Here is a 23,497-nt window from a genome sequence, read left to right on the forward strand (position 1 = left end):
GCTTCGAACTCCCGCTTCGGCGCGGTGTCCATTTCGTTGCCGAAGCAAGTTCGTGACCGTGAAATCAGCTAACCGGCGCCGAAGGAGCGTCAGCATGGCGACGCCGCAGGCGAGACGCCGGGCCGCCGCCCCAAACGAGGGTGCCGTTTCAAGGCTGGTGATTTGGCCAGAGCACAGGGTGCGATTCTGACTACGCACAAGCCAGACGCTGTCATGGCGATGCTGGGTGGCCGGGCGTAGCGGCTTCGAAGCCGCCGATTACAAGTATTCTCGCTCTGTGGCTGCCGATTCTGCGATTAAGGATTGGATGAATAGGCATGGGGGAGAAAGGCCGCTATTCTAAGCCTCATTCCCCCTCGATGCAGGAATAACGAGATCATGGAGTAGGAAAATCTCATGCTATGCGGCGGAGGTGCTTACACGGGCGAGATTCACACCCGCCCAACGACAAGGCGCCCATCCGCTGCCCGATGGACGGTGGATAGAGTTTTGGTGCCATGAGCCAAACCCACACATTACAACCGTCATCTATCCGCGTCCCGGTACAACCACGGCTGGTGCCGGCGATCAAGGCGGCGCGTTATCTCCACCTGACGCTGCGGGAATTCATGGAATTTCTGCCCGCGTTGCAGGATCAAGGCTTTCCCAAGGCCTGCCCAATCGCCGGCAACTACGACATGGTTGCGATCGACGCCTGGCTCGGTTAACGCTCGGGTCTTGCAGGATCAGGATCCGGCGCGCAGTCTAGCATTGACATTGCAAGAGCGAGGCTGGCGACCCTTGGGTAAGATCAAGTTGAAGCACTACGTCATCCGTAAGGGCAAATACGGCTACTGGCTGCCGACGCCGAAGATGGTCGAAGCTGGCTTCAGATGCATTTCCTGTGGAATCGACGGGCCTGAGGCTTGGACGATAGCCCGGGAGTGGGAAGACCGCTGGCAGGAACTCCGCAAGGGCAGGGAGCCGTCGCGCCTGCATGTATGGCCAAAGGATTCCATCGGAGACGCCTTTGCACGCTATCGCCGCATGGATGCATGGAAGCGCAAGCCACCGCGCACCCGCGAGGATTGGGAGCGCGGCTGGACCTTCATCGAGCCGTACTTCGCCGACCTGCCGCCAGCCGACATCACCCTCGAGCTGCTCGACGACTGGTATGGCCGTCTGCTGCGGGTCAAAGGTGTCGACATCGCCTACCGCGCCGTAAAGACGTGGCGTTCGCTCTATAATTTCATGGCCGGCATGAAGCTATGCCCGGCCGGCTCCGACCCATCGCAGGCGATCCGCCGCCAGACGCCACCACCGCGCCACCAGACCTGGACGGCAGGCGAGGCGGTGCGCATGGTCAAGTGCGCCTGGCGCTCCGGCTACCGCGGACTGGCCTGCATCATCGCCGTTTCGTGGGACACGAGCTTCTCACCCGTCGACGTGCGCACGCTCACACCGGCGCAGGCAATGCAGACAGCACAGGAATGGGGTTTTCTGATTGCACGCAGCAAGAGTGGCGAGGCGGCTTTCGGCACGCTGTCGTCACGCACGCAGCGCCTGGTGCTGGCCTATGTCGAATCACTAGGCGTCACCCTGCTTGACGATGCGCCGATCTTTCGCTCGCGCGGTTTCGCGCCGGGCCCGAAGGGCGGCCGGCCGCGCGCCGGCGTGCCTTACACGAAGGATTCTCTGGTCGACGACTTTGCCGATCTGCGCACGCTGGTGTTCGGGACATCGGAGAAGCGGCGGCTGATGGACATGCGGCGTTCCGGCGCGGTCGAGGCGAATGCCGGAGGCGCGTCGGTCGAGGCGATCTCGGCCAAGATGGGCAATTCGATCGACGGGAACAAGGCGCTGCAGAAGACCTATATGCCGGTCAATCTGGCCGCCGTCCGCTCAGCCGATGCCAGCCGCCGCAAGGGCAGAAAGCTGCTTCGCCTGGAACGGAACGAATACAGAAAGTTGAAACTCTCCGGAGAATGAGAGTTGAAACTTTTCAAGGGGCGGTAGCTAACCCCTTGAAATTAATGGCGCGAGTGACGGGGCTCGAACCCGCGACCTCCGGCGTGACAGGCCGGCACTCTAACCAACTGAGCTACACCCGCGCATTGGACGAGCACGTGTCAGCCGTGTTCGTCGTTGGGGCGGTGGATAAGGGGTTCGCCACCGGGTGTCAAGCGCAGCTGGACAGCATAAACGCAAACAGGAGAAGGTTTTTTGACGGGCGGCACTTTGCCCGCGAAAACCACTGTGCGGCTAAGCTCGCAGCTGTTCATTTGGCCTTGCGAAGCCGGTTCCGACCGCTTAAAGGTCCGGCCGGAGCGGGCGATTAGCTCAGTTGGTAGAGCGCTTCGTTTACACCGAAGATGTCGGCGGTTCGAGCCCGTCATCGCCCACCACTCAAGCTCTTGATAAATCGGTGCTTGCCTGGAGTTACGGTCTCATATCCGGTTGTATGCGTTGTCGGCATTCTGCTTCCTGGCCTTGTCGCGTTCGAAAGGGGTGACGCAGACCAAGTCGCTCTCGAACGCTTCACGCCAGACGTAGCCGTCGCGGCAGGTGCTGTCGCCGTAAGGTCCGCCGGTCGGCGAACGATTGTTGCGGGCATTGGCATTCTGCGCCTGCACCTCGCCGTAGTCGGCAGGACTCACGCACACGCTGTCGCCGAAGATCGCCGATCGCCAGACGAATCCTTCCTTGCACCCTTTGGCCTCGATCGCTGCGGGCTCGATAGGCGACGGCAAAGGGGAGGGCCTCGGCCACAACGCCACCGTTGTCCCGCCGATGCCGAGCGCGATCATTGCGACCAGCCCGTGCAGCAGCCAGAGCCTCGGCCGCCGCGCCGCTGGCTTCGCTATCGCCGACGCAATCGCCGCCATATCGTCGTTGAAGCGCTCGTGGCGGACCTCCATGGCTTGACGCTTGGCTCCTGCAGATCGGGTGGCAAGGCGCTTTTCTTTGGCATGCTGGCGCCGTTGACGAGCACGGGGATGACGCGCACCCCAGCCTGGATGCCGTACGGATCTCCTTGCGCACGAAATCGTCGGGGGACTCCAGCCGAACCTGGCCCTGCTCATCGGTAAGCGCGGCCCACTGCGGCCCCACGATCGCCAGCATGATTTTGCAGCTGGCCAAACTGCGGGCAAGCGCCACCTCAAAGTCATCGCCGGGGTTGAGCTTGTCGACCATGAAGATGGATGCATCAGGAAGCGCGCGGTTCAGATTATCGTAGACGCGGCCCGCCACGCCGGAATCGGTCTGCCGTCGGTAGTTGATGAATACGTCGCCAAGCAAGGCCTGCCTCTCCCACATCAACGCGAAGGCCCCAAAATAGCATGAGCGGTGACCTCGCAGCTAGTCTGGCGATAGACTGGCCATTACTGCGGGTGCAGTCCGTTTCATGTCTCGCCAGAGGACACATGCACCGGCCCTTCGCGTCGCACGGTGGACTAAGTACAAGAGGCCATTACGGCGCGTCGCCAAAGCGGAATATACACAAATGTCTTCCGTCTGGATGGCAGCTGCAGAGCAAGTTCGACCCACGCCCGCGACGATCGGCTCCGCCACTTCTTCCTGTTTCGGCTCGCAGATGCGGGCAAGCGTGTACTTGTCGACGTTGTTCGCATACGGCTTCGATATCGGCGTAGGTGCCGTGTCACCGTGCCGCGATAAGGGTTCACAGCGGTCGAGTTGACGATAGCGTTCTCAGCGAAGATGTCGGCGGTTCGAGCCCGTCATCGCCACCATATCCGGCCCGCATATCCCGAATGCCGGGCGCGGCCGCAATGAGCCGCACCCGCCGTTCTTTCCCGGCGCGCTAGCCTATCGTTTGACGTAGCAGTTCTTCTTCACGCGGCGGATGGGATCCTCGCCAAAGGCGTCGACGCTGCATGTGACGCCGTTCCTGAATACGCCCTGGACGTACTGGCCACGCGCCCCGTATCTCACCACTTTGCGGCCACGGAACTCGCAGAACCGCCCCTCCGAGGCGCAGGCCACCCATCTGCCGCGGCCCTGGCCGTAATCATTATCGCCGTAATTGTCATCATTGCCGTAATTGTCGTCGTCGTTGTCACCATAATCATTACCGCTATCGCGCCTCGCAATATAGCAGGCCTTGTCGCGGCCGGGCGCCGGGTCGCCGAAGACGCGATTCGAGCAAGGCACGGAACGACGATCGAAGAAGCGGGAGGTGGTCTGGCCGCGCGCGCCGTAGACCACTTCCGAGGGGTAGGGCAGGCGGCACGTGCCGCCTTCATCGGCGCATTTCTGCATGCGCTGGGCCGACGCGGTGGCGGGGAAAAGGATAGAAACTGACGAGGCCAGGCCGACCAGGCAAATGAATGTAAACGTCATCCGGATCAAAGCAGTGAAGGTTTTTGACATGATTTTGTCTCCCGTTCGATTCGACCAGCATGGTACAGCTGCCTTGTTAAATGCACGATGAATGAAAGCCCTCGCGGAGGCAGCACAATGATCGACCATCCACGGCGGCTGATGTTACAGCTGCTATTGGCATTGGCAATCTCTGGTATTGGGCGCTTCGCCTATGCGGGGAATGTGGGCGACGGCGTCGACCAGCCCGCCGCCAAGGCAGCCTTGCTCAAGGCCTATCCCGGCCTTTTCACCATTTCGGGCAATGTCCTGACCTGGACCGACGGCACCACCATGGTGTGGAACGACGACAAGGCGCGCGACGCCGACGCGCTGCTTGAGAGCCCCGACATCGAAGACATGTTTCGCTACGTCTATCCCAGAGCAGCCGAGGGCGCGCTGGTCCCGGCGGAGGATTTCGATCCCGGCCGTATCCGCAATGAACCTTTCTTCGAGAAGCTCTACGGGGCAAGTGCCGCCGAGGTGGGCAAGCACATCGCCAACGTCAAATGGTTGCCGAAGCTCGGCGAGAAGACCGTGCAGGTCACCAGGATTTTCGGCATCAACGACCGGCTGGGCAAGGTCTCCGCTGCGCTTGAGGCGATGCCCGCGGAACTGAGCCGTTACGGGCTCAAGCCCGGCGGCGGCTTTGTCTGGCGGCCGATCGCCGGCACCGACCGGTTGAGCGTTCACTCGTTCGGAGCGGCCTTCGATATCAATGTCGGCTTCTCCGACTATTGGTACAACAACAGGAACAAAACCAACCCGAAGGCCCACATTCCCTTCAAGAACCGGATTCCGCTGGAAATCGTGGAATTGTTCGAGAAAAACGGCTTCATCTGGGGCGGGCGCTGGTATCACTACGACACCATGCACTTCGAGTACCGGCCTGAGTTGCTGCTGTACAAGAAATCCGGCTGATCACGGCGGCAGCAGCCGGAAATCCTTGCCTTCGGGCAGCAACTGGCCGCCGTCGACGACGATGGTGGTGCCGGTGATGTAGCTGGCATCGTCGGAGGCGAGGAACAGGAAGGCGTTGGCGACGTCGCGCGGACTGCCGAGGCGTCCGAGCGGGATCGAATCCTCCATGTTCTTGATGTAGGCGGCGCCGCGATGCAGCTCGATCGCTTCGGTCAGGATGTTGCCGGGCTCGACGCCGTTGACGGTGATGCCGTAGCCCGAAAATTCCAGCGCCGCCGAGCGGATGAAGCCGTTGATGCCGGCCTTGCTGGCGGCATAGTGGCCGTGGCCGGGGCTGGTGACGTGCGGACCGGTGATCGACGAGGTGTAGAGCATGCGCCCGTAACCTTGCGCCTTCATCGGCGCCAGCGCCGCCAGCGTGGCGTTGAACGTGCCGCGCAGATTGACCGCCATCACCCGGTCCCAGTCGTCCGGGCTGGTGTTTTCGATCAGCTGCCAGGGATAGATGCCGGCATTCTGCACGACGATGTCGAGGCGGCCATGGCGGCTCAGCGCCAGCGCCACCGCAGCTTCTGCATCGGCCATTTGCGAGATGTCGGTGCGAATGAAATCCGCGCCGAGCTCGTCCGCGGTCGCCTGGCCGGCTTCGGCCTCGCTGTCGGCCAGGACCAGCCTTGCGCCTTCTTCGGCAAAGCGCTGGGCGATGCCCTTGCCGATGCCGCGCGCGCTGCCGACGATCAGCGCGACCTTGCTTTCGAGCCGTCCTGTCATGCCAGCCGTCTCCTATGCCAGTCTTTGGCGAATGGTTTGCTTGAAGGCGTCGAGCAGCACGGCGGCGAGCACCAAAAGGCCGTGGATCACCTGGGTGAAATTCGCCGGCAGGCCCATCAGATTGATCGCCGTGTTGATAGAGGAGAGCAGCAGCACGCCGGCATAGACCCCGGGCAAGGTGCCGACGCCGCCTTTCAGGCTGACGCCGCCGATGACGACGGCGGCAAAGGCGTTGAACAACAGCCCGGTCCCGAGATTGGCGGTGGCGCCCGAGGTGCGGATGGCGAGCAGCCAGCCGGCGAGGCCGGCGATGGCGCCAGCCAGCACGAAGGCGATGATCAGGTTGCGGTTGACGCGGATGCCGGCGCGGAAGGTCGCTGTCTCATTGCCGCCGATCATTACGAGGTGGCGGCCGAACGGCGTCTTGGCCATGAGCAGCGAGAACAGGACGAAACAGGCGACGGCGATCCAGGCGGTCAGCGGCAGGCCGGCCATTCGCTGGATGCCGAACCAGCGGATGGCCGGCGCCAGATCCTGTGCCGAGCGGCCGCCGGAAATCACCAGCACCAGGCCGCGCACCCAGATGTAGGACGCCAGCGTAATGATAAAGGCGCTCATCTTCACCTTGACCACGAGATAGCCGTTGAAGGCGCCGATGAGGCCGCCGACGGCCAGCGCAACCAGCAGCGAAACCGGAACCATCAGCCATTGCGGATTGAGCTGTATGCCCATGCCGATGCCCGATGAGCAGAACAGGATGCCGACCGCCATGGCGCTGAGTGCGGCCACCGATTCCACCGACAGGTCCATATGGCCGGCAATGATGACCAGCGACAGGCCGATCGACATCACGCCGAGAACGCTCGAGGCCTCGATGATGTTGGCGAAGATGCCGAGCTGGAAGTAGTTGGGGACGAAGACGGAAAAGACAACCAGCACAAAGATCAGCATGAACCAGACGAGGTTGTCGAGGACGAACTCCAGGGCTTTGCGGCTGCGCGGGTTCATGGGCTGATCCGGTTGGCGCCCCCGAGAAAATCAGGCTGAGAAATCAACTCGATTTCGTCGGGTTCAGGCGCGGTTTAGGTTCGCCACGGTGTCCTGGGACGCGGCGTCGTGAATGGGCAGGCTCCGGGCCGCAATGGCCCGGAGCGCTTCGCTAGGCGACTATTCGACAGACTTGATCGTGTCCGTCGGCGGCTTCTGGTTGCCCCAGAAGGCCGGATTGTCGACGTTTTCCTTGGTGATGGCGGCGCCCGGGATCTTGATGTTGGGGCCCCAGCTCTCCTTGGTCACGGTCGACTTCAAGCCGAGCACGTCATACTCGCCAGGCTTGATTTCCTGCTTGCCGGCGATCTTGTCCATGAACATCGCCACGGCCGCGGCCTGCGCGTAGAGCGGCTGCTCGACTTCGACATTGAGCCAGCCCTTGCGGATCAGGTCGAGACCGACCGGAGCGCCGTTCGAGCTCATCAGCATGACGTCGCCCGGCTTCTTGCCGGCGGCCTCGAGCGAGGCGACGGCTGCGACCGACAGGTGCGCGGCATGGCTGAAGATCAGGTCGATGTCGGGGTTGGCGAGCATCTGGTCGGCAACGATCGTGCCGGCGTTGCTGGCTTCCCATTGCATGGCCGGCAGCGAGATGATCTTGACGTCAGGAAACGCCTTCAACTTCTCCTCGAAACCCTTCTGGATGTCGAGCGTGTAGGGATCGCCGGGATCGCCGAGCACCTGCAGGATCTTGCCCTTCACAGAACCGTTCTTGGCGGTCAGAAGCTTTTGCGCCTGCTCGGCGGCGACGTAGCCGATCTCGACCGTGCCCGCCACCGAGGTGAAATCGGACGGGGTCGAGGTGATCTGGCGGTCGAACTCGACCACCGGGATGCCGGCTGCACGCGCCGCTTCGATGGACGGCTTCAGCGCGTTGAAATCGACGGCGGCCAGGATGATCGCCGCCGGCTTCAGCGCAATGACGTCGTTCATCTGCGATTGCTGCGCGTCGGTCTTGTTGTCGGCGTTGAGTGTTTTCACCTCATAGCCGACCTGCTTGAGGAACAGCTCCAGCGCGCTCACCGAGCCGGTCTGGAATTCATCGAGCAGGGTCGGGACCATATAATAGACGGTTCCCTTGGTCTGGGACATTGCCGGCGTGAGCGAGGCAAGAGCCAGTGCCAGGATACCGAAGACAAGAACCAGTATTCGCTTCATGTCGTTCGCTCCTCTTTTATACCGGACCCCTCTTTTGTCCCTCAACCAGCCGGTCCGGCACCGGCAAGCGTCTCACCGGTGATCATGTTGATCACCGCATCGGGACTTGTTTTGTTGCGTGCGACATCGCCGGCCACGACGCCTTGCCGGATCACCACGATCCGGTCGGCGACCTGGAAGGCCTGTTGCATGATGTGGGTGATGATGACGACGCCGATGCCCTGGTTGGCCACCTGGCGGATCATCTCGAGACCGCGCCGCGTCTGCTCGACGCCGAGGGCCGCGAACGGCTCGTCAAGCAGCACCAGCTTGCCGCCCCAATGGACGAAGCGGTTGAGCTCGATGGCCTGGCGTTGGCCGCCCGAGAGATGCTCGACATTGGTGCGCAGCGACGGGATGCGGGTGCCGGCACTGGCCAGCGCCTTGCCGACGACGGCCTCCATGGCGCGCTCGTCGAGGATGGGGATACCGAGAACCTTGCGGGTGATTTCGCGGCCCATGAAGAAATTGGCGACGACGTCGACATTGGTGCAGAGCGACAGGTCCTGGTAGACGGTCTCGATGCCGGCAGCCTTGGCCTCGGCCGGCGTCTTCGCCAGAAACTCCTTGCCCTCGAACAGCATGCGGCCGGAGCTCGGCTCGAGGCCGCCGGCAATGATCTTGACCAGCGTCGACTTGCCGGCGCCGTTGTCACCGAGCAGCGCCACGACTTCGCCCTTGCCGATCGAGAAGCTGATGCCCCTCAGCGCATGGATGGCGCCGTAATTCTTGGTGACGTTTTCGAGTACCAGCAGCGGTTCGGTCATGCCGCCACTCCCTTGCTGTGCATGAGGTCGGACCGGCGCTCGCGCTCGGCAATGAACATCTGGCCGAAGCGCGGCGACAGCACGCCCGAAACGGCCAATGCGGCAGCGCCGCGCAGCACCGAATGCTTGCCGCCGGTCGCCACCGTCACGCGCGGTGTCTTGCGGTCGCGCCGCGCCGAGACCGAATTGGGAAGCTGTCCCGCCGCGCCGACCAGCTTTTCGAGCAGGTCGGTGGGCGCAAGCCCGCCGAGGATGACGGTTTCCGGGTCGAACACATTCTCGATGGTGACGATGGCGTTGCGGAAGATCGGCGCGATCTCGGCCACCCAGGCGGCGTCGCTGATGTTGCGGCGGCGACGTGCTTCGAGCGAGAGATACCGTTCGAGGCAGCCGCTGTTGCCGCATGGGCAAGGCTCGCCGCCGGGAACGGCAGGGATGTGTCCGATTTCGCCGGCATTGCCCCAGGCGCCGCGCATCACCGCGCCGTCATGCACGATGACGCCGCCGAGGCCGACGCCGAAATAGAGGTAGTAGTATTCGGAATAACCGGAGCCGAGACCGTAAAGCCGTTCGCCCATGGCCGCCGCCGCCATGTCGGTTTCGAAGAAGGCCGGCAGCCCGGTCGACGCCGCCAGCCGTTCCGGCAGCGCGACATCCTTCCAGCCGGCCATGGTCGTCGGGCCGACGAAGCTCATCGACTCCACGCCGAACGGTCCAGGCAGCGCCATGCCGATGCCGAGCACGCGCCCGCCGGGCCGCAGCGCAGTCAACTCGGGCACCATCGCGCCGATCAGCTCGAAGGCATGGTCGGGCGTCGCATGCGGCGCCTCGCGATGCATGCTCTCGATGACATCGCCGCTGAGATTGATGAGCGCCGCGTCGATCCCCAGCGGGGTGAGGTGGACGCCGACGGCGTAGCCGCCCTCGGGGTTGATCCTGAGCGTCGCCGGCGGCAACCCGCGTCCGCGCGGCTCTTCGCGCAGCGACAGCACATAGCCATGCTCTTCGAGTTCGCGAACGATGGTCGATACGGTCTGGACGGTGAGGCCGACCCGGCTGGCAATGTCGCCGCGAGCTATGGGACCGTGAAGGCGGATGGACTCCAGGACGATGCGCCGGTTGTAAGGCCGCCCGAACTCCTGATTGGTCCCCCGTAGTGCCATGTCCCGCGCCCCTTAGGAAGGCCAAGACTTGCACAGGCAATTTATTCAGTCAAATGGAATTCAAAAATAATTCGCGACGGTTCCCGGGCGCGGTGCAGGACCTGTCCCATTCGTCGCGCTGGCTGATTGCAGCCGGGCTGAAACCACCGCAATGGTGAATGACGTCAGGCGGGCGTGGGGCTCGCCGGCCAACAATCCAGCAGGAAAACCGATGATCGAATTGCCTTTTGCGCGCGATGAGTACCAGCGGCGGCTCCAGAAGATCCGCGCCGAGATGGCGGCGCGTGGGCTCGAACTGCTGGTCGTCAACGATGTCGCCAACCAGCATTACATCACCGGCTATGACGGCTGGTCGTTCTACACGCCGCAGATCGTGCTTGTCCCGATCGAAAACGAGGCCGAGCCGGTCTGGATCGGCCGCGCCATGGATGCGGCAGGCGGCTTGCTGACGGCCTGGATGAAGCCGGAGAATGTGGTCGGCTTCCCCGAGGACCACGTGCAGCGCGCCGATCGCCATCCGATGGACTGGATAGCGGCCTGCATCGTCGCCAAGGGCTGGGGCGCGAGACATATCGGCATCGAGCTCGAAGCCTATTATTTCTCGCCGAAGGCGCATGCCCGGCTCGTCGCCGGCCTGCCCAATGCGAAATGGCACGACGCCGATCTGCTGGTGAACTGGATCCGCGCCGTCAAATCCGCGCCCGAAATTGCTTATCTGCGCAAGGCGTCGACACTTGCCGAATCGGCGGTTTCGCGGGCCTTCGAAGTCATCGCGCCAGGCGTGCGCGAATGCGATGCGATTGCCGCGATCCAGGCGGCGCAGATTGCCGGCAGTCCAGACTTCGCCGGCGACATCACGGCACTGCCGCCGACCATCCTCGGCGGCGAGAATGCATCGGCTCCGCACATCATGTGGAGCGATCGGCGCTTCGGCAAGGACGAAACGATTGCGCTCGAACTTGCCGGTGTCTGCCGCCGCTATGCCGCAGGCCTCGCCCGAACGATGCAGCTCGGCAAGACGCCGGCCCGTGTCGCCGACACCGCAAAGGCGGTGATCGAAGGCATGGATGCGGTGCTCGACGCGGTCAGGCCGGGGACCACAGCCGAAGCGGTCGAGGCCGCATGGCGCAAGGTTATCCAGCGCTACGGGCTGAAGAAGGAATCGCGCATCGGCTACTCCATCGGCGTCGCTTATCCCCCGGATTGGGGCGAGCACACGATCAGCCTGCGGCCCGGCGACAAGACCGCGCTGCAACCCGGCAACGTCCTGCACTCCATTCTTGGCATGTGGATGGATGGCTGGGGCATCGAGATCAGCGAGACCATTCTGGTGACCGAGACCGGCCATGAGACGCTGACCAAATTCCCGCGAGACATCCATGTCAAATCCTGACCGGTCGGCAGCACCGGGCGGTGCCGCGCCCCCGCATCGATGCCGGAATTCTCGATCGGATGGTCGAGATCCGCCGTCATCTGCACCGCCATCCCGAATTATCGAACCGAAAGATTGGGACGGGAGCTTATCTCAGGCCGATGCTGGCCGGGCACGGGATATCAGACATCCGCGACGTCGCCCGCTACGGCCTGGCCGTCGATATCGTCGGCTCCGCGAGGCCGTCAATCGCAATGTGGCGATAAGGTGATGCATGCCTGCGGCCATGACGCCCATGGCTCGATGGGCTTCGCAGTGGCCGTGCATCTGCCTCAGCCCAGGGACAGTTTTGTCGGCACGGGTCCGCGCTTGGTGCGACCCTGGATCGCGGAACCAGCGGGCAGGGCGCGGCGAAGTTGGGCAGCAACCAGCCTGGCTTGACCCTACAGATACTGCTCGACCTTCTTGCCGACGGTCAGGAAGCGCAGCGGGTCGATGGCCTCGCCATTGTGGCGGACTTCGTAGTGCAGGTGCGGGCCGGTCGAACGGCCGCTGCTGCCGGTTTTGCCAATGATGTCGCCGGCTGCGAGTTTTTGGCCGACGGCAACGTCGATCTCGCTCAGATGGCCGTAGCGCGTGGCAAAGCCGTTGCCGTGATCGACCTCGACCATGCGGCCATAGCCGCCGTTCCAGCCGGCCTTGGTAACGATTCCGGCCGCCGTGACCTTGGCTGCCATGCCGACCGGCGCGCGGAAATCCATGCCCGAGTGCAGGGCAGCGGTGCCGAGGATGGGGTCAGTGCGCACGCCGAACGGGCTGGTGACGGAGTGGCCCGGCGCCGGGTTGGCGAGCGGCAGCCGCCGCGCCTCTTTCTTCAACTGGTCGAGCGTATCCAGCGCCTCGTCCAGTTCCTTGACCTTGCTGTCGAACATCATCGAGCTGTCAAGCGGGATCAGCGGTCCGCCGACATCGCTTTCGTTTTTGCCGAAATCACTGTCGACCGGCAGACCGGCCGCTTCCAGCGCCTGGGTGATGGCATCGGCGTTCTTGTAGGCGTTGTCGGCCAGGGTTTCGATGCGGGTGAGTTGCTGGCTTTCGATAGCCTTCAGTGAATCATTGATCGAGACGAACAATTTGTCGGCACGGTCCGCAGCCGTTTCGCTGGGCAGCGGATCGGAACGTGTCGACCACAGCGAGAATGGCCTGGTGTCGCCCGAACCAAGGCTGGCGACCGAATAGGCGAGTGGCTCGCCGCCAGTCAGTTCGGCATGTTCGTCGGGTTTTGTTGTCGCTGCAGCATCAGCGGTTGGCAGCGTCCCGACTTCGTTTTCGGCCCGCTCGAGAATCGGGCCGAGGCGGCCATGGCGCTGGCTGAGCTGGCTCTGCCGCTCGATCAATTCGCTGACCTTGGTTTCCATCAGTTTTTGGTCGAGAAGCTGGCGGCTGGTGATGCGGTCGACCTGCGCGCGCAATGCGGAAATGCGATCTTCATAGGCCTGCTGCATGCGCGCCTGCCGGGCCGTGGTGGCGCCGATCAGATCGTCGCGCAGTACGAGATAGGAGGTCGCCAAGAGATAGCCGATGGCGATCGCCGCCAGTGCCGAGCCGAGAAAGGCGACGAGCCACGGCCGGATGGTGAAATGCCGTATTTCATTGCCCCGCGCAATGATGACCGTATGCGGCTCCTTGCGCCTGCCGAAGACCGCTGACTGACCGGTTAGGTTCACGGGACCAAGCTTTCGTTACGACACCAACGAAGCCCGATTACACATTATTAGGGTTAACAAAGTTTTGCCGTCGCGGGCGCTCTAGTGACCAACGGTGTCAGCCAACCGCATATATGTCTTATGCCCCTAATGCACTGCGCGGCGTTGGCCAGATCGGTGGCGCCTCAGAGCGCGCGGACCGCCTCCAGCACTGCTTCGGCATGGCCTTTCACCCGGACCTTGCGCCAGATCCCGGCGATCCGCCCGTCCTTGCCGATCAGGAACGTCGCCCGCTCGACGCCCATATAGTTGCGGCCATACATCGTCTTTTCGACCCACAGATTGTAAGCCTCGATCACCTTGCGCTCCTCGTCGGCAACCAGGTCGACGGTGAGATCGTATTTGGTTTTGAACTTGTCGTGCTTCTTCACGCTGTCCGGCGACAGGCCGATCACCACGGCGCCGGCCTTTTCGAACTCCGGCTTCAGCTGCGAAAAGCTGATCGCCTCATTGGTACAACTTGTGGTGTCGTCCTGCGGATAGAAATAAAGTACAACGGGCTTCCCCCGCATCGAGGCAAGGCTGATCGAGCCGCCGCCGTCGCGCGGAAGATCGAATTGCGGCGCAACGTCGCCAACGTCGAGATCAGCCATATCGATGCCCTTGTTTGAGGTTACGCGGCCCTAAATCAAAGAGATAGAGCATGATGTCTGGACAAACGGAAACCGTTTGTCCGAGAAAACCGCCTCACACTTTTCGGCATCATGCTCTAGCCTGCGTCGTTATAGTGTCGGGCGGGGATTCGTCCACGATCGAATTCGCACAACGGAAAATTGCGTGGATCAGGAAGAACCGCAGCACGAGAAAATCCGGTTCAGGCGTGACGAGATCACCGACCTGGGGGCTTTCCCGTCCGCTTGCCGCGTGCCGCCGCTCGGCAAGGCACGGATCGGCCGCGGCTTTCGCATCCTTGCCCGGCTGTTTGCCGGCATTGGAGCCCTTGTGCTGCTGGCGGCGGCCGCCGTCTACGTCATCGGCGCCACCGGCATCGGCAGCGAACGGCTGCGGTTGGAAGCCGAAACGGCGATCGAGAAACTGGCCGGTTTCGACGTCAAAGTCGCCGTCGGTCCTGCCAGCCTGACACTTGACGGATCGAGCTTCATTGCGCTGCAGGTCAAGGATGTCAGCGTCGAGACGGCCGACGGCAAGCCGATGGCCGATGCCGGGCGCGTCCGCTTCGGCATCCGGCTGGTCCCGCTGCTTTCGGGCGAGGTTCGGCTGACCAGCGCCAGGATTTCCGACGCCCATATCGTCACCGCGGCAATGCCGTCGGGTGGTGACTGGATAGCGCGCCTGCGCAATCAAGACGGTCTCATCGATCCGGAAAAACTGGCCGCCGTCGTCTTCAGTGACGTCAATCGTGCACTCGATGCCGTGCGCGAGGATTCGATGCGCCGCATCGATCTCAAAAATGTCGCGTTCGAGCTGCCCGAGGCCGGATCGGTCAAGCTGGTCACGATCGCCAACGCCACGGTGCTGCAGTCAGGCCCCGGCAGCATGGAGTTCTCGTCCGAGGCGGATGTCGATGGCCGCGCGCTCACCGTCACGGCCACCGCCACCCGCGATACGAGCTCGATGCGCGTTACCGCCTTGAACGCCGCCATCGACATGGCGGATGTCGCGGAGACAACGCCGGCGGCCGGCGGGCGAACCGGCGCGATGGCTTTGAAGCTCACGGGATCCGAAGGCTCGGGCGAGACCGATTCGCGGCTGACGGGCTCGCTGTCGCTAACCGGCTCGGTGCTCGACCTCGGCACACGCGGGCTGTTGCCGGCCGATGTCGATGTCGACGCCGCCCTTGTCTCCGGCTCCAACAAGATCGATGTCGGCAGGCTGGTTCTAAAGACCGGGCGCTCGGCGTTCAATTTCGCCGGCTCGATCGGGCCAAAGCCGTCGACCGGCGCGGCCGGCGAGGAGCCTTCCTATCGTTACGACCTGACCAGCGACGGCTCGACGCTGGCGCCTTCGGAATCGCCCGAGCCGGCGCTGAATTTCTTCGCCCGCATCGCCGGCGTCTATCAGATCAAGAGCCGCAAGCTTGTCGCCGACCAGATCGGCATCAGGTCGGGATCGGGGAGCGAAGTGCTGGGAACCGCTGCGGTTTCCTTCATCGACAACGGACCGCCGGGTATCTCGGTGTCGCTCAACGTCCACGACATGGCGGTCTCGCACGTCAAGCAATTGTGGCCCTGGTTCTCGGCCAAGAACGCGCGGCTGTGGGTGCTGCAGAACCTGTTTGGCGGCCGCGTCGTCGATGCCAGCCTGCAGTTCCAGGTCGTGCCGGGGCGTCTCGGCAACGGCGTGCCGCTTTCGGCCGACGAGGTGTTCGGCCGCTTCCAGGTCGAGGGCTCGCGCTTCGACACCGCCGGCCGCATCCCGCCGATACGCGATGCCGTCGGCGTCGTTTCCTTCCACGGCAACGATGTCGACGTCGCGCTGTCCTCCGGCAGCGTCTATATGCCGAGCGGCCGCACCGTGGCGGCAAGCAATGGCACACTGTCGGTAAAGGCGGCAAACCACCCGCCGGTGATTGGCGCGCTCGACATCGACGTCGCCGGCGAGGCGCCGGCCATCGCCGAACTTGCCTCCTACGAACCGATCAACGCCATGCGCCATGTCGGCATCTTGCCGGACGACCTGTCGGGCACGGTGACCGGCCACGTCAAGGCCGACATTCCGTTGCAATCCGGCGTCGACACGTCGAAGCTCGATTGGCTGGTATCGCTCGACTACAAGGACCTGTCGCTCGCCAAGCCGTTCGAAGGCCAGATGGTGACCGATGCCGACGGCTCGATCGAAGTCGGGCCCGACAAGGCGGTGATCTCTGCCAAGGCGCGGCTGAACGGCATTCCAGCCGAGCTCGATCTGGTCGAGCCGCTCAGGGATGACGGGCCGCCGCGCAGCCGCAAGGTGGCGCTTGTGCTCGACGAAAAGACGCGCGCCATGGCCATGCCTGGCCTGTCGCCGCTGATTTCCGGCACCATCAAGGTGGCAATCGACAAGAGCGGCGAAGGCGGCAGCCAGAACGTCGACGTCGACCTGACGAGCGCCAGGCTGGACATTCCCTGGGCAGGCTGGAGCAAGGGGCCGGGCATTGCCGCCAATGCCACTTTTACCATGACCAAGTCCGGCGATACCACGACGCTGTCCGACTTCGACCTCGACGGAAAGAGCTTTTCGGTCGAAGGCAATGTCGTCCTGGTCAAGGGCGCGCTGTCGTCGGCCCGCTTCAGCAAAGTCGCCTTGAACCGGGGCGACGATGTCGCCGTGACGGTGAAGCGGTCGGGCAAGGGCTTCGCAGTCGATGTCAGCGGCAACGCGCTCGATGCCCGCTCGCTGATCAAGCAGTTCACCTCCGATGTCGATACCGCCACCAAAACCACCGGCACGGACGCGGTTTCGGTTAGCGCCGACGTCAATTCGCTAAGCGGGTTCCATGACGAGGTCCTGTCCAATTTGAAGCTCGACTACAGTGCCGCCGGCTCCAGGGTGAACAGGCTCAAGGTCAGCGCCGCGGCAAGTTCCGGCGCCGCCATCACCATCAGCAATACGGCAGGCAATGGTGCTCGCGCGCTCACCATGAAGTCGGCCGACGCAGGCGCCATATTGCGCTTCCTCAACATCTACGAGCATATGGAAGGCGGATCGATCACGCTGGCGCTCAGCGGCGCAGCCGACGGCCCGATGCGTGGACAGGTCGATTCGAGCAACTTCTTCATCGTCAATGAACCGAAGCTCGCCTCGATCGTCTCGACCACGCCAACCGGCGACAGCCGCAGCCTGAACGAAGCGGTCAAGGGCAAGATCGACACTTCGCGGGTAAAGTTCGAGCGCGGCTTTACCGAGATCGACAAGGGGTCGGGCTATTTGAAATTGGCGAATGGCGTGCTGCGCGGCCCGCGCATCGGCACCACCTTCCAAGGCACGCTCTACGACCAGAACAACAATATGGACATGACCGGAACCTTCATGCCGGCCTATGGCCTCAACCGCATCTTCGGCGAGTTGCCGCTGGTCGGCGCGCTGCTCGGCAATGGCCGCGACCGCGGGCTGATCGGCGTCACCTACCGGCTTAAGGGCAACGCCAACAAGCCGGTGCTGGACATCAACCCGCTATCGGTAATCGCGCCGGGCATTTTCCGCTCGATCTTCGAATATCGCTGAGGATCCCAGAAGACGGGTCAGACCGGCCGCACCAGAACGTGTTTTTTCTTGCCCACTGAAAGCTTTGCGACGTTTTCCGGACTCAAATCCTGAGGCGTCACCATCCGCCGGTCGTCCGCCACCGGCTGGTCGTTGAGGCGCACGGCGCCGCCCTGGATATGCCGGCGCGCCTCGCCGTTCGACCCGGCAAGGCCCGCGGTGACCAGCAGCGACAGGATGCCGATGCCAGCTTCCAGCGCTGCGCCATCCACCTCGACGCTCGGCAGGGTTTCGGCCGTCACGCCTTCCTCGAACGTCTTGCGCGCGGTTTCCTCGGCCGCGAGCGCCGCCTCGCGGCCGTGCACGATGGCCGTGGTTTCTGTGGCCAGCACCTTCTTGGCCTCGTTGATCTCCGAGCCGCCAAGGGCGGCCAACCGCGCGATCTCCGAAAGCGGCAGCCGGGTGAAGATCTTCAGGAAGCGCTCGACGTCGGCATCCTCGGTGTTGCGCCAGTATTGCCAGAAATCATAGGGCGAGAAGAGGTCGCCGTTCAGCCACACCGCGCCCTTGGCCGATTTGCCCATCTTGGCGCCCGACGATGTCGTCAGCAGCGGCGTGGTCAGCGCATAAAGCTGCGGCGTGCCCATGCGGTGGCCGAGATCGACGCCGTTGATGATGTTGCCCCACTGGTCCGAACCGCCCATCTGCAGCCGGCAGTCGTGGCGGCGGCTGAGCTCGACGAAATCATAGCCTTGCAGGATCATGTAGTTGAATTCGAGGAAGGACAGCGACTGTTCGCGCTCGAGCCGCAGCCTGACGCTGTCGAAGGTCAGCATCCGGTTGACCGAAAAGTGGCGGCCGACATCGCGCAGGAACTCGACATAGTTGAGCTTCATCAGCCAGTCGGCATTGTTGACCATGATGGCGTCATTGCCAGTGTCGCCGAAGCGCAGGATGCGGCCAAAAATTCGCTTGATGCCCTCGATGTTGGTGGCGATCGCCTCGGGCGTCAAAAGGCTGCGCTGGTCGTCACGGAAGGACGGGTCGCCGATCATCGAGGTGCCGCCGCCCATCAGTGCGATCGGCCGGTGGCCGGTCTCCTGCATCCAGTAGAGCATGGTCGCCGATATCAGATTGCCGATGTGCAGGCTGGTCGCCGTGGCGTCGTAGCCGACATAGGCGGTCACGGTTTCCTTCGCGAAAAGTTGATCCAGCCCGGTCTCATCCGAAATCTGGTGGATGAAGCCGCGCTCGCTCATGACGCGCAGGAAATCGGACTTGAAGGCGGGCATTGTTTCTTCCTGAAAGCGCCGGGTCCGAACGGCCCGGCATGGCCTGAACGCGGGCGTTTAGCATCCAAGCGCGTCAAGCAAAAGTGGTTTCCGATTTTGCGCCGGCATGGACAGCCTATTCTGCACTGCCGCGCATGCTTGCTTCATCCTGTCGGCTGGCGTAATGAGGCGCCGCGCCAACGGGTTCGATCCGCTGGAACGGCACCGCACGGCATCCACCGAATGCCATATCTTGTGACAGAGCCCGACGCGATATGCCGGACGCATTGATATCCATCGTCATTCCCTGCCGCAACGAGGCGGCGAACCTGCCGCTGCTGATCGACGAGATCGAGGCGGCGATGACCGGGCGCGACTTCGAAATCATCGTTGTCAATGACGGTTCGACTGACGACACCGCTTCGGTGCTTGCCGCTGAAGCCGCCACACGTCCGTTTCCGCTTCGGCAGCTTCGGCACGAAAAATCCGCCGGCCAGTCGCTTTCGGTGCGCTCGGGCGCCTGGGCGGCGCGCGGCTCGATAATCGCCACCATCGACGGCGACGGCCAGAACGACCCGCAATATATCCCCGTGCTGGTCGATGCGCTGCGTCGGGCAGGGCCCGATTTCGGCGCCGCGCAGGGGCAGCGGTTGAAGCGCCGCGACAGCAAGATCAAGCAATTGGCATCGCGTTTCGCCAACTGGCTGCGCGGCGCGATCCTGCATGACGACACCCGCGACACTGGCTGCGGCTTAAAGGCGATCCACACCGATATCTTGCGCAAACTGCCGTTTTTCGACGGTACGCATCGTTTCGTTCCGGCGCTTGTCATCCAGGAAGGCTACCGCGTCGTCCATTGCGACGTCGTCGACCGCTCCCGCCGCCACGGCAAGTCGAATTACGGCATCTTCGATCGCGGCCTGCAGGGCGCGCTCGATCTCGCCGGCGTCTGGTGGCTTCGGCGCCGGCGCCGCAGAATGCCAAAGGTAGAGGACATCACGCATGGCTAACGTGTTTCAGGAATTGGCGACCTGGCTGCACCAGGTTTTCGTCAAGCAGTTCGACGCCTGGGTTCTGCTCGGCTTCGTTGCCCAGTTCTTCTTCACCATGCGCTTCCTGGTGCAGTGGATCGCTTCGGAAAAGGCCAAGCGCAGCGTCGTGCCGATCGCTTTCTGGTTCTTCTCGCTGTTCGGCGGCGGGCTGCTGCTGGTCTACGCCATCCAGCGTGAGGATCCGGTGTTCATCGCCGGCCAGGCCATGGGCATGGTGATCTATGTCAGAAATTTATGGCTCATCGCCAATGAGCGCAAGGCGGCGATGACCAAGGTCGACTGAGCCACCAGTCCCGCCAAATCCAGTCTGTCCGGTGTCGAAATGAGCAGGAACTACATCTTTCTCTTCCTGTTCAGCCTGATGATGACGGCGTCGGGACTGGCCTCTTTGCCGCCGCTCGACCGCGACGAGCCGCGCTTCGTCCAGGCGACCAAGCAGATGAGGGAGACCGGCGACTATGTCGACATCCGCTTCCAGGACGCGTCGCGCTACCAAAAGCCGATCGGCATCTACTGGCTGCAATCGGCGGCGGTGACGCTGAGCGGCCAGGGGGCACAGGCGCCGATCTGGATTTACCGGCTGGTCTCGGCGCTGGGCATCGCCATCGCCGTCGTCGCAATCGCCTGGACCGGGGCCAATCTGTTCGGCGCCAATGCCGGTCTTGCCGCCGGCCTGGTCATGGCGGCGATTTTCGCCACCGCCTTCGAAGGCCGCGACGCCAAGACCGACGCGATGCTGCTTGCCTGCTGCGTTCTGGCGCAAGGCGCGCTGGCGCAGATTTATCTGGCATCGCGCCGCGACGAGCCGGTCGCCGGCCATCTGCCGTGGATTTTCTGGGCGGCGCAGGGGGCGGCGATCCTCATCAAGGGGCCGATTGCACCGCTGCTGTCGGCGCTGACGGTGCTCACGCTGGTTGCCTTCGAGCGCGATTGGTGCTGGCTGGCAAAGCTGAAAGCGGCGCGAGGGCTGGCTCTGGTTCTGCTCATCGTGCTGCCCTGGCTCGCCCTTATCACCTGGAAGAGCAACGGCGCCTTCCTGCAGCAGGCCGTCGGCAAGGATATGCTCGGCAAGGTCGCGCAAGGCGAGGAGTCGCACGGCGTTCCGCCGGGCTTCTACGTGCTGACCTATTGCCTGTTCATGTGGCCGTTCGGCCTTGTGGCGCTCGGCGCCGGACTGCAGGCGCTCAACCGATTGCGCGACGATCCGCGCCTGCGTTTCTGCCTCGCCTGGTACATTCCGTTCTGGCTCGTCTTCGAATTGATCCCGACGAAACTGCCGCATTATGTGCTGCCGGCCTATCCCGGCATGGCCCTGCTCATCGGCTGGCTTGTGACGCTGACACCGCAAGAGGCAAATGCGCCGCTCAGGCGCTGGCAGACATGGCTGTGGTGGGCGACCGCATTCGGCACCGTCCTGGTGACAGTCGGTCTCGCCGTGCTTTGCGTCGGTGCGCCGATCTATCTCATGAAGACATTTTTATGGTGGAGCGTTCCGGCCGCCGCGGCAGCATTGGGCGCCGGCTACCTCGCTGTTTCGCGCCAGAAGCTGGTGCCGCTGGTCCGCATCGGCGGGGCTGCGGTTTGCGCCGGTATAACCTACGCCCTGCTGTTCGGTGTCATCGTGCCGTCACTGAAACCGATTTGGATGAGCCGGGAAATCGAGGCTGCGGTTCGCGCCGATCGTCCCTGTGAGATGAGCGTGCTCGCCTCCGCGCAATATCACGAACCGAGCCTGGTATTTCTGGTGGGCACAAAGACGGTACTGACCGATGTCGATGGGGTTGCGCAACATCTGCTTGGCGATCCGGCCTGCGCTTTGGGCCTGGCGCCGGTCGGCGATGAAAAACGGCTGGATGACCTGCTGGCGGGGCAAGGCAAGAAGGCCAGCCGCGTCGCTGAAATCGACGGCATCAACTATTCGTCAGGTGATAAACTGTCGCTCGGCCTGTACCGTGTGGCGAACTGATACCTCTTCAATGATGGCGCCGAGCTCCGCATGTTGATGAAGTCGCCAAAGCCGGCGCGTGCCGCTTTGCCTGCCATGCTCCGGCAGTCTGTCGCTAATTTCCGCGATACTTTCGGGATTGTACGGCATCGCCTGGCGACGCGCCCGGCGCGCTACCCGAAAATCCTGTGGTCGGTCTGGGTCGTGGCCTGGCTTTTGCTGATGATCGCGGTGTCGCTCCGTTTCGACCATCTTGCAGGGACCATGGCGAGGCAGTGGGCTTCAGGCTCGACCAATGTCTTTCGCATCGCCGAGTTTTTTACCTTCTTCGGCCTCGGCGGCTGGTATCTTGTCCCGTCGGTACTGGTGCTGATTGCCGCGAATCTGACGGATTGGCGCAGCCTTTCCCGGCGCGCGCGGATGACCTTCTACAACTGGACCTGCTTTGCCTTCATGGTGCTGGGTTCGATCGGGCTCTCGGCCATGGTCGTCAACGCGCTGAAATATGGCGTGGGCAGAGCCAGGCCAATGAATTTCGACAAGCTCGGCGATCTGTCGCTGCATCCTTTTTCCATGGAGGCGCGCTTTGCCAGCTTCCCGTCCGGCCATGCCACGACCATGGGTGTCATTTTCGGCATTGCGCTACTGTTGTTGCCCCGGCGCAGATGGGTGTTGCTGGCTGCAACCTTGTCGGTCGCATCGACCCGAATCTTTATCGGCGCGCACTATCCGAGCGACACTGTCGCCGGATTCGGCCTTGGCTGTGCTGTTGCCATCGTCTGTGCGATGGTGCTTGGCCGGCTGGGATGTATCTTCCGCTACACGGCGTCGGGGTTGCCGGTGGCAAAAACTACGTTCCGCCTATTCCGTCGGGCTCGCAAGCCAAACCAAAACGATGCGCCGAGACAGACGAATTTCGGCATTGGAGCAGCGCCGGCAAGCAACTGAATTGCTGACGCCTTTGGAACCATCTAAGACCACCCCAGCTAGCTGTCGATGCCACCCCAACTCCGCACCAGCCGAGCCATGTCAGGCGCGCCGGCGGCTTCCTTCTCCAGCCCTTCGGCGACACCGACGCGGTCGGCGACGGGCCGGTTCTGGCTGACTTTCCACTTGCCGCTGATTTCGGCGATCTCGATCTCAAGCCCGATGATGCCCTTGATCTGCGACTGGATGAAGGTCGGCGGCGCATCGGTCACCGCCCAGGGTGCCTCGCGGGCGCCTTCCTGTGACAGCGTCAACTCGGTGATCTGCTGTGCGATCCAGGCGGAATCCTCGATCACTCTGACGGTTCCTCGCACCTGGACAATGGCGTAGTTCCAGGTCGGCACGACCTTGCCGGTCTCGCGCTTGGTCTCGTACCAGGACGGCGTCACGTAGGCGTCGGCGCCCTGGAAGACGACCAGCACCGGCGATGTCGGATCGTCGGCCAGCTGACGCCATTGCGGGTTGGCCCTGGCCAGATGGGCGCGCAGCCGGCCATTCGGCCCAACCTCGGCATCAAGCAGGAAGGGAATGGCATTAGCGACCGGGCCATCGGCGCCGTTGGAGATCAGCAACCCCAGCGGATGCGTCCGGATCAGCCCGTGCAGGACGTCCGGCCGCGTTTCCTGGAAATGGGGAGGCTGGTACATGATCGGTCATGCTCTTCCGCTGGCTGAACCGGCATTGTGCACCGTTCAGCCGAGCCGCGCCACATGTCAGGCTGGCTTCACCGTTT

Annotated in this window: 20 protein-coding genes and 2 tRNA genes; 10 read left to right on the top strand and 12 right to left on the bottom strand. The window is 63.2% G+C overall.

The features are described from left to right. The first annotated feature begins 497 nt into the window (after positions 1-497). Together ACYG9Z_RS26315 and ACYG9Z_RS26320 are read left to right on the top strand one after the other, a co-directional pair. Entirely contained in the window at positions 498-707 is a 210-nt protein-coding gene (locus ACYG9Z_RS26315) for a hypothetical protein (protein ID WP_156931494.1), read from the top strand. Between the two features lie 73 nt (positions 708-780). Further along, positions 781-1,968: a hypothetical protein gene (locus ACYG9Z_RS26320; protein ID WP_050586818.1), complete on the top strand. Its 1,188-nt coding sequence runs from the start codon at positions 781-783 to the stop codon at positions 1,966-1,968. Positions 1,969-2,013: 45 nt separating this feature from the next. On the opposite strand, the gene ACYG9Z_RS26325 is transcribed toward ACYG9Z_RS26320, so the two are convergent. Next, positions 2,014-2,090: transfer RNA gene (locus ACYG9Z_RS26325), tRNA-Asp, on the bottom strand. 218 nt (positions 2,091-2,308) lie between these two features. Here ACYG9Z_RS26325 and ACYG9Z_RS26330 point away from each other — a divergent pair. Beyond that, positions 2,309-2,384, top strand: a tRNA-Val gene (locus tag ACYG9Z_RS26330). A gap of 42 nt (positions 2,385-2,426) precedes the next feature. On the opposite strand, the gene ACYG9Z_RS26335 is transcribed toward ACYG9Z_RS26330, so the two are convergent. Next, the gene (locus ACYG9Z_RS26335) at positions 2,427-2,897 is read right to left on the bottom strand and encodes a hypothetical protein (protein ID WP_023694092.1); all 471 of its coding nucleotides are present in this window, start codon (positions 2,895-2,897) and stop codon (positions 2,427-2,429) included. Between the two features lie 910 nt (positions 2,898-3,807). Further along, positions 3,808-4,371, bottom strand: coding sequence for a hypothetical protein (locus tag ACYG9Z_RS26340; protein WP_031203220.1), 564 nt, complete (start codon positions 4,369-4,371; stop codon positions 3,808-3,810). 87 nt (positions 4,372-4,458) lie between these two features. On the opposite strand from ACYG9Z_RS26340, the gene ACYG9Z_RS26345 reads away from it, so the two are divergent. After that, positions 4,459-5,280, top strand: coding sequence for a M15 family metallopeptidase (locus ACYG9Z_RS26345; protein ID WP_198020703.1), 822 nt, complete (start codon positions 4,459-4,461; stop codon positions 5,278-5,280). Here the strand turns inward: ACYG9Z_RS26345 and ACYG9Z_RS26350 are convergent, their stop codons facing one another. From ACYG9Z_RS26350 to ACYG9Z_RS26370, 5 genes are all read right to left on the bottom strand, one after another. Beyond that, positions 5,281-6,051: an SDR family oxidoreductase gene (locus ACYG9Z_RS26350; RefSeq protein WP_023706421.1), complete on the bottom strand. Its 771-nt coding sequence runs from the start codon at positions 6,049-6,051 to the stop codon at positions 5,281-5,283. A 12-nt stretch (positions 6,052-6,063) separates the two neighbouring features. Then, on the bottom strand, positions 6,064-7,059 hold the full coding sequence (locus ACYG9Z_RS26355; RefSeq protein ID WP_023706422.1) for an ABC transporter permease: 996 nt from the start codon (positions 7,057-7,059) through the stop codon (positions 6,064-6,066). A 159-nt stretch (positions 7,060-7,218) separates the two neighbouring features. Then, positions 7,219-8,259, bottom strand: a complete 1,041-nt coding sequence (locus ACYG9Z_RS26360; protein ID WP_023684845.1) for a sugar ABC transporter substrate-binding protein — start codon at positions 8,257-8,259, stop codon at positions 7,219-7,221. A 41-nt stretch (positions 8,260-8,300) separates the two neighbouring features. Next, a complete protein-coding gene (locus ACYG9Z_RS26365; RefSeq protein ID WP_023706423.1) occupies positions 8,301-9,065 on the bottom strand; it encodes an ATP-binding cassette domain-containing protein in 765 nt (254 codons plus the stop codon). After that, positions 9,062-10,228, bottom strand: a complete 1,167-nt coding sequence (locus ACYG9Z_RS26370) for an ROK family transcriptional regulator (protein ID WP_023697545.1) — start codon at positions 10,226-10,228, stop codon at positions 9,062-9,064. Before ACYG9Z_RS26370 ends, ACYG9Z_RS26365 begins: the two co-directional genes overlap by 4 nt. Before the next feature lie 211 nt (positions 10,229-10,439). Between ACYG9Z_RS26370 and ACYG9Z_RS26375 the strand changes: the two genes are divergently transcribed. Continuing rightward, positions 10,440-11,621, top strand: coding sequence for a M24 family metallopeptidase (locus ACYG9Z_RS26375; protein ID WP_023706424.1), 1,182 nt, complete (start codon positions 10,440-10,442; stop codon positions 11,619-11,621). A 422-nt stretch (positions 11,622-12,043) separates the two neighbouring features. On the opposite strand, the gene ACYG9Z_RS26380 is transcribed toward ACYG9Z_RS26375, so the two are convergent. Beyond that, entirely contained in the window at positions 12,044-13,327 is a 1,284-nt protein-coding gene (locus ACYG9Z_RS26380) for a M23 family metallopeptidase (protein WP_023708648.1), read from the bottom strand. A gap of 164 nt (positions 13,328-13,491) precedes the next feature. Next, positions 13,492-13,959: a peroxiredoxin gene (locus ACYG9Z_RS26385; RefSeq protein WP_023706427.1), complete on the bottom strand. Its 468-nt coding sequence runs from the start codon at positions 13,957-13,959 to the stop codon at positions 13,492-13,494. A 184-nt stretch (positions 13,960-14,143) separates the two neighbouring features. On the opposite strand from ACYG9Z_RS26385, the gene ACYG9Z_RS26390 reads away from it, so the two are divergent. Next, on the top strand, positions 14,144-17,530 hold the full coding sequence (locus ACYG9Z_RS26390) for a YhdP family protein (protein ID WP_023706428.1): 3,387 nt from the start codon (positions 14,144-14,146) through the stop codon (positions 17,528-17,530). 17 nt (positions 17,531-17,547) lie between these two features. On the opposite strand, the gene tyrS is transcribed toward ACYG9Z_RS26390, so the two are convergent. Next, a complete protein-coding gene (gene tyrS, locus ACYG9Z_RS26395) occupies positions 17,548-18,801 on the bottom strand; it encodes a tyrosine--tRNA ligase (protein ID WP_023706429.1) in 1,254 nt (417 codons plus the stop codon). A 254-nt stretch (positions 18,802-19,055) separates the two neighbouring features. Here tyrS and ACYG9Z_RS26400 point away from each other — a divergent pair, with 254 nt between their 5' ends. The 4 genes from ACYG9Z_RS26400 (at position 19,056) to ACYG9Z_RS26415 (ending at position 22,725) form a co-directional block, all read left to right on the top strand. Beyond that, a complete protein-coding gene (locus ACYG9Z_RS26400) occupies positions 19,056-19,790 on the top strand; it encodes a glycosyltransferase family 2 protein (protein WP_023751436.1) in 735 nt (244 codons plus the stop codon). Then, the gene (locus ACYG9Z_RS26405) at positions 19,783-20,115 is read left to right on the top strand and encodes a lipid-A-disaccharide synthase N-terminal domain-containing protein (protein ID WP_023669132.1); all 333 of its coding nucleotides are present in this window, start codon (positions 19,783-19,785) and stop codon (positions 20,113-20,115) included. Before ACYG9Z_RS26400 ends, ACYG9Z_RS26405 begins: the two co-directional genes overlap by 8 nt. 39 nt (positions 20,116-20,154) lie before the next feature. Next, complete coding sequence (locus ACYG9Z_RS26410) at positions 20,155-21,798, top strand: ArnT family glycosyltransferase (protein ID WP_023751437.1); 1,644 nt, start codon at positions 20,155-20,157, stop codon at positions 21,796-21,798. 201 nt (positions 21,799-21,999) lie between these two features. After that, positions 22,000-22,725, top strand: a complete 726-nt coding sequence (locus ACYG9Z_RS26415; protein ID WP_245259852.1) for a phosphatase PAP2 family protein — start codon at positions 22,000-22,002, stop codon at positions 22,723-22,725. Positions 22,726-22,763: 38 nt separating this feature from the next. On the opposite strand, the gene ACYG9Z_RS26420 is transcribed toward ACYG9Z_RS26415, so the two are convergent. Then, a complete protein-coding gene (locus tag ACYG9Z_RS26420; protein ID WP_023748557.1) occupies positions 22,764-23,411 on the bottom strand; it encodes an FMN-binding negative transcriptional regulator in 648 nt (215 codons plus the stop codon). Between the last annotated feature and the right edge of the window lie 86 nt (positions 23,412-23,497).

The organism is Mesorhizobium sp. RSR380A, assembly GCF_054719385.1.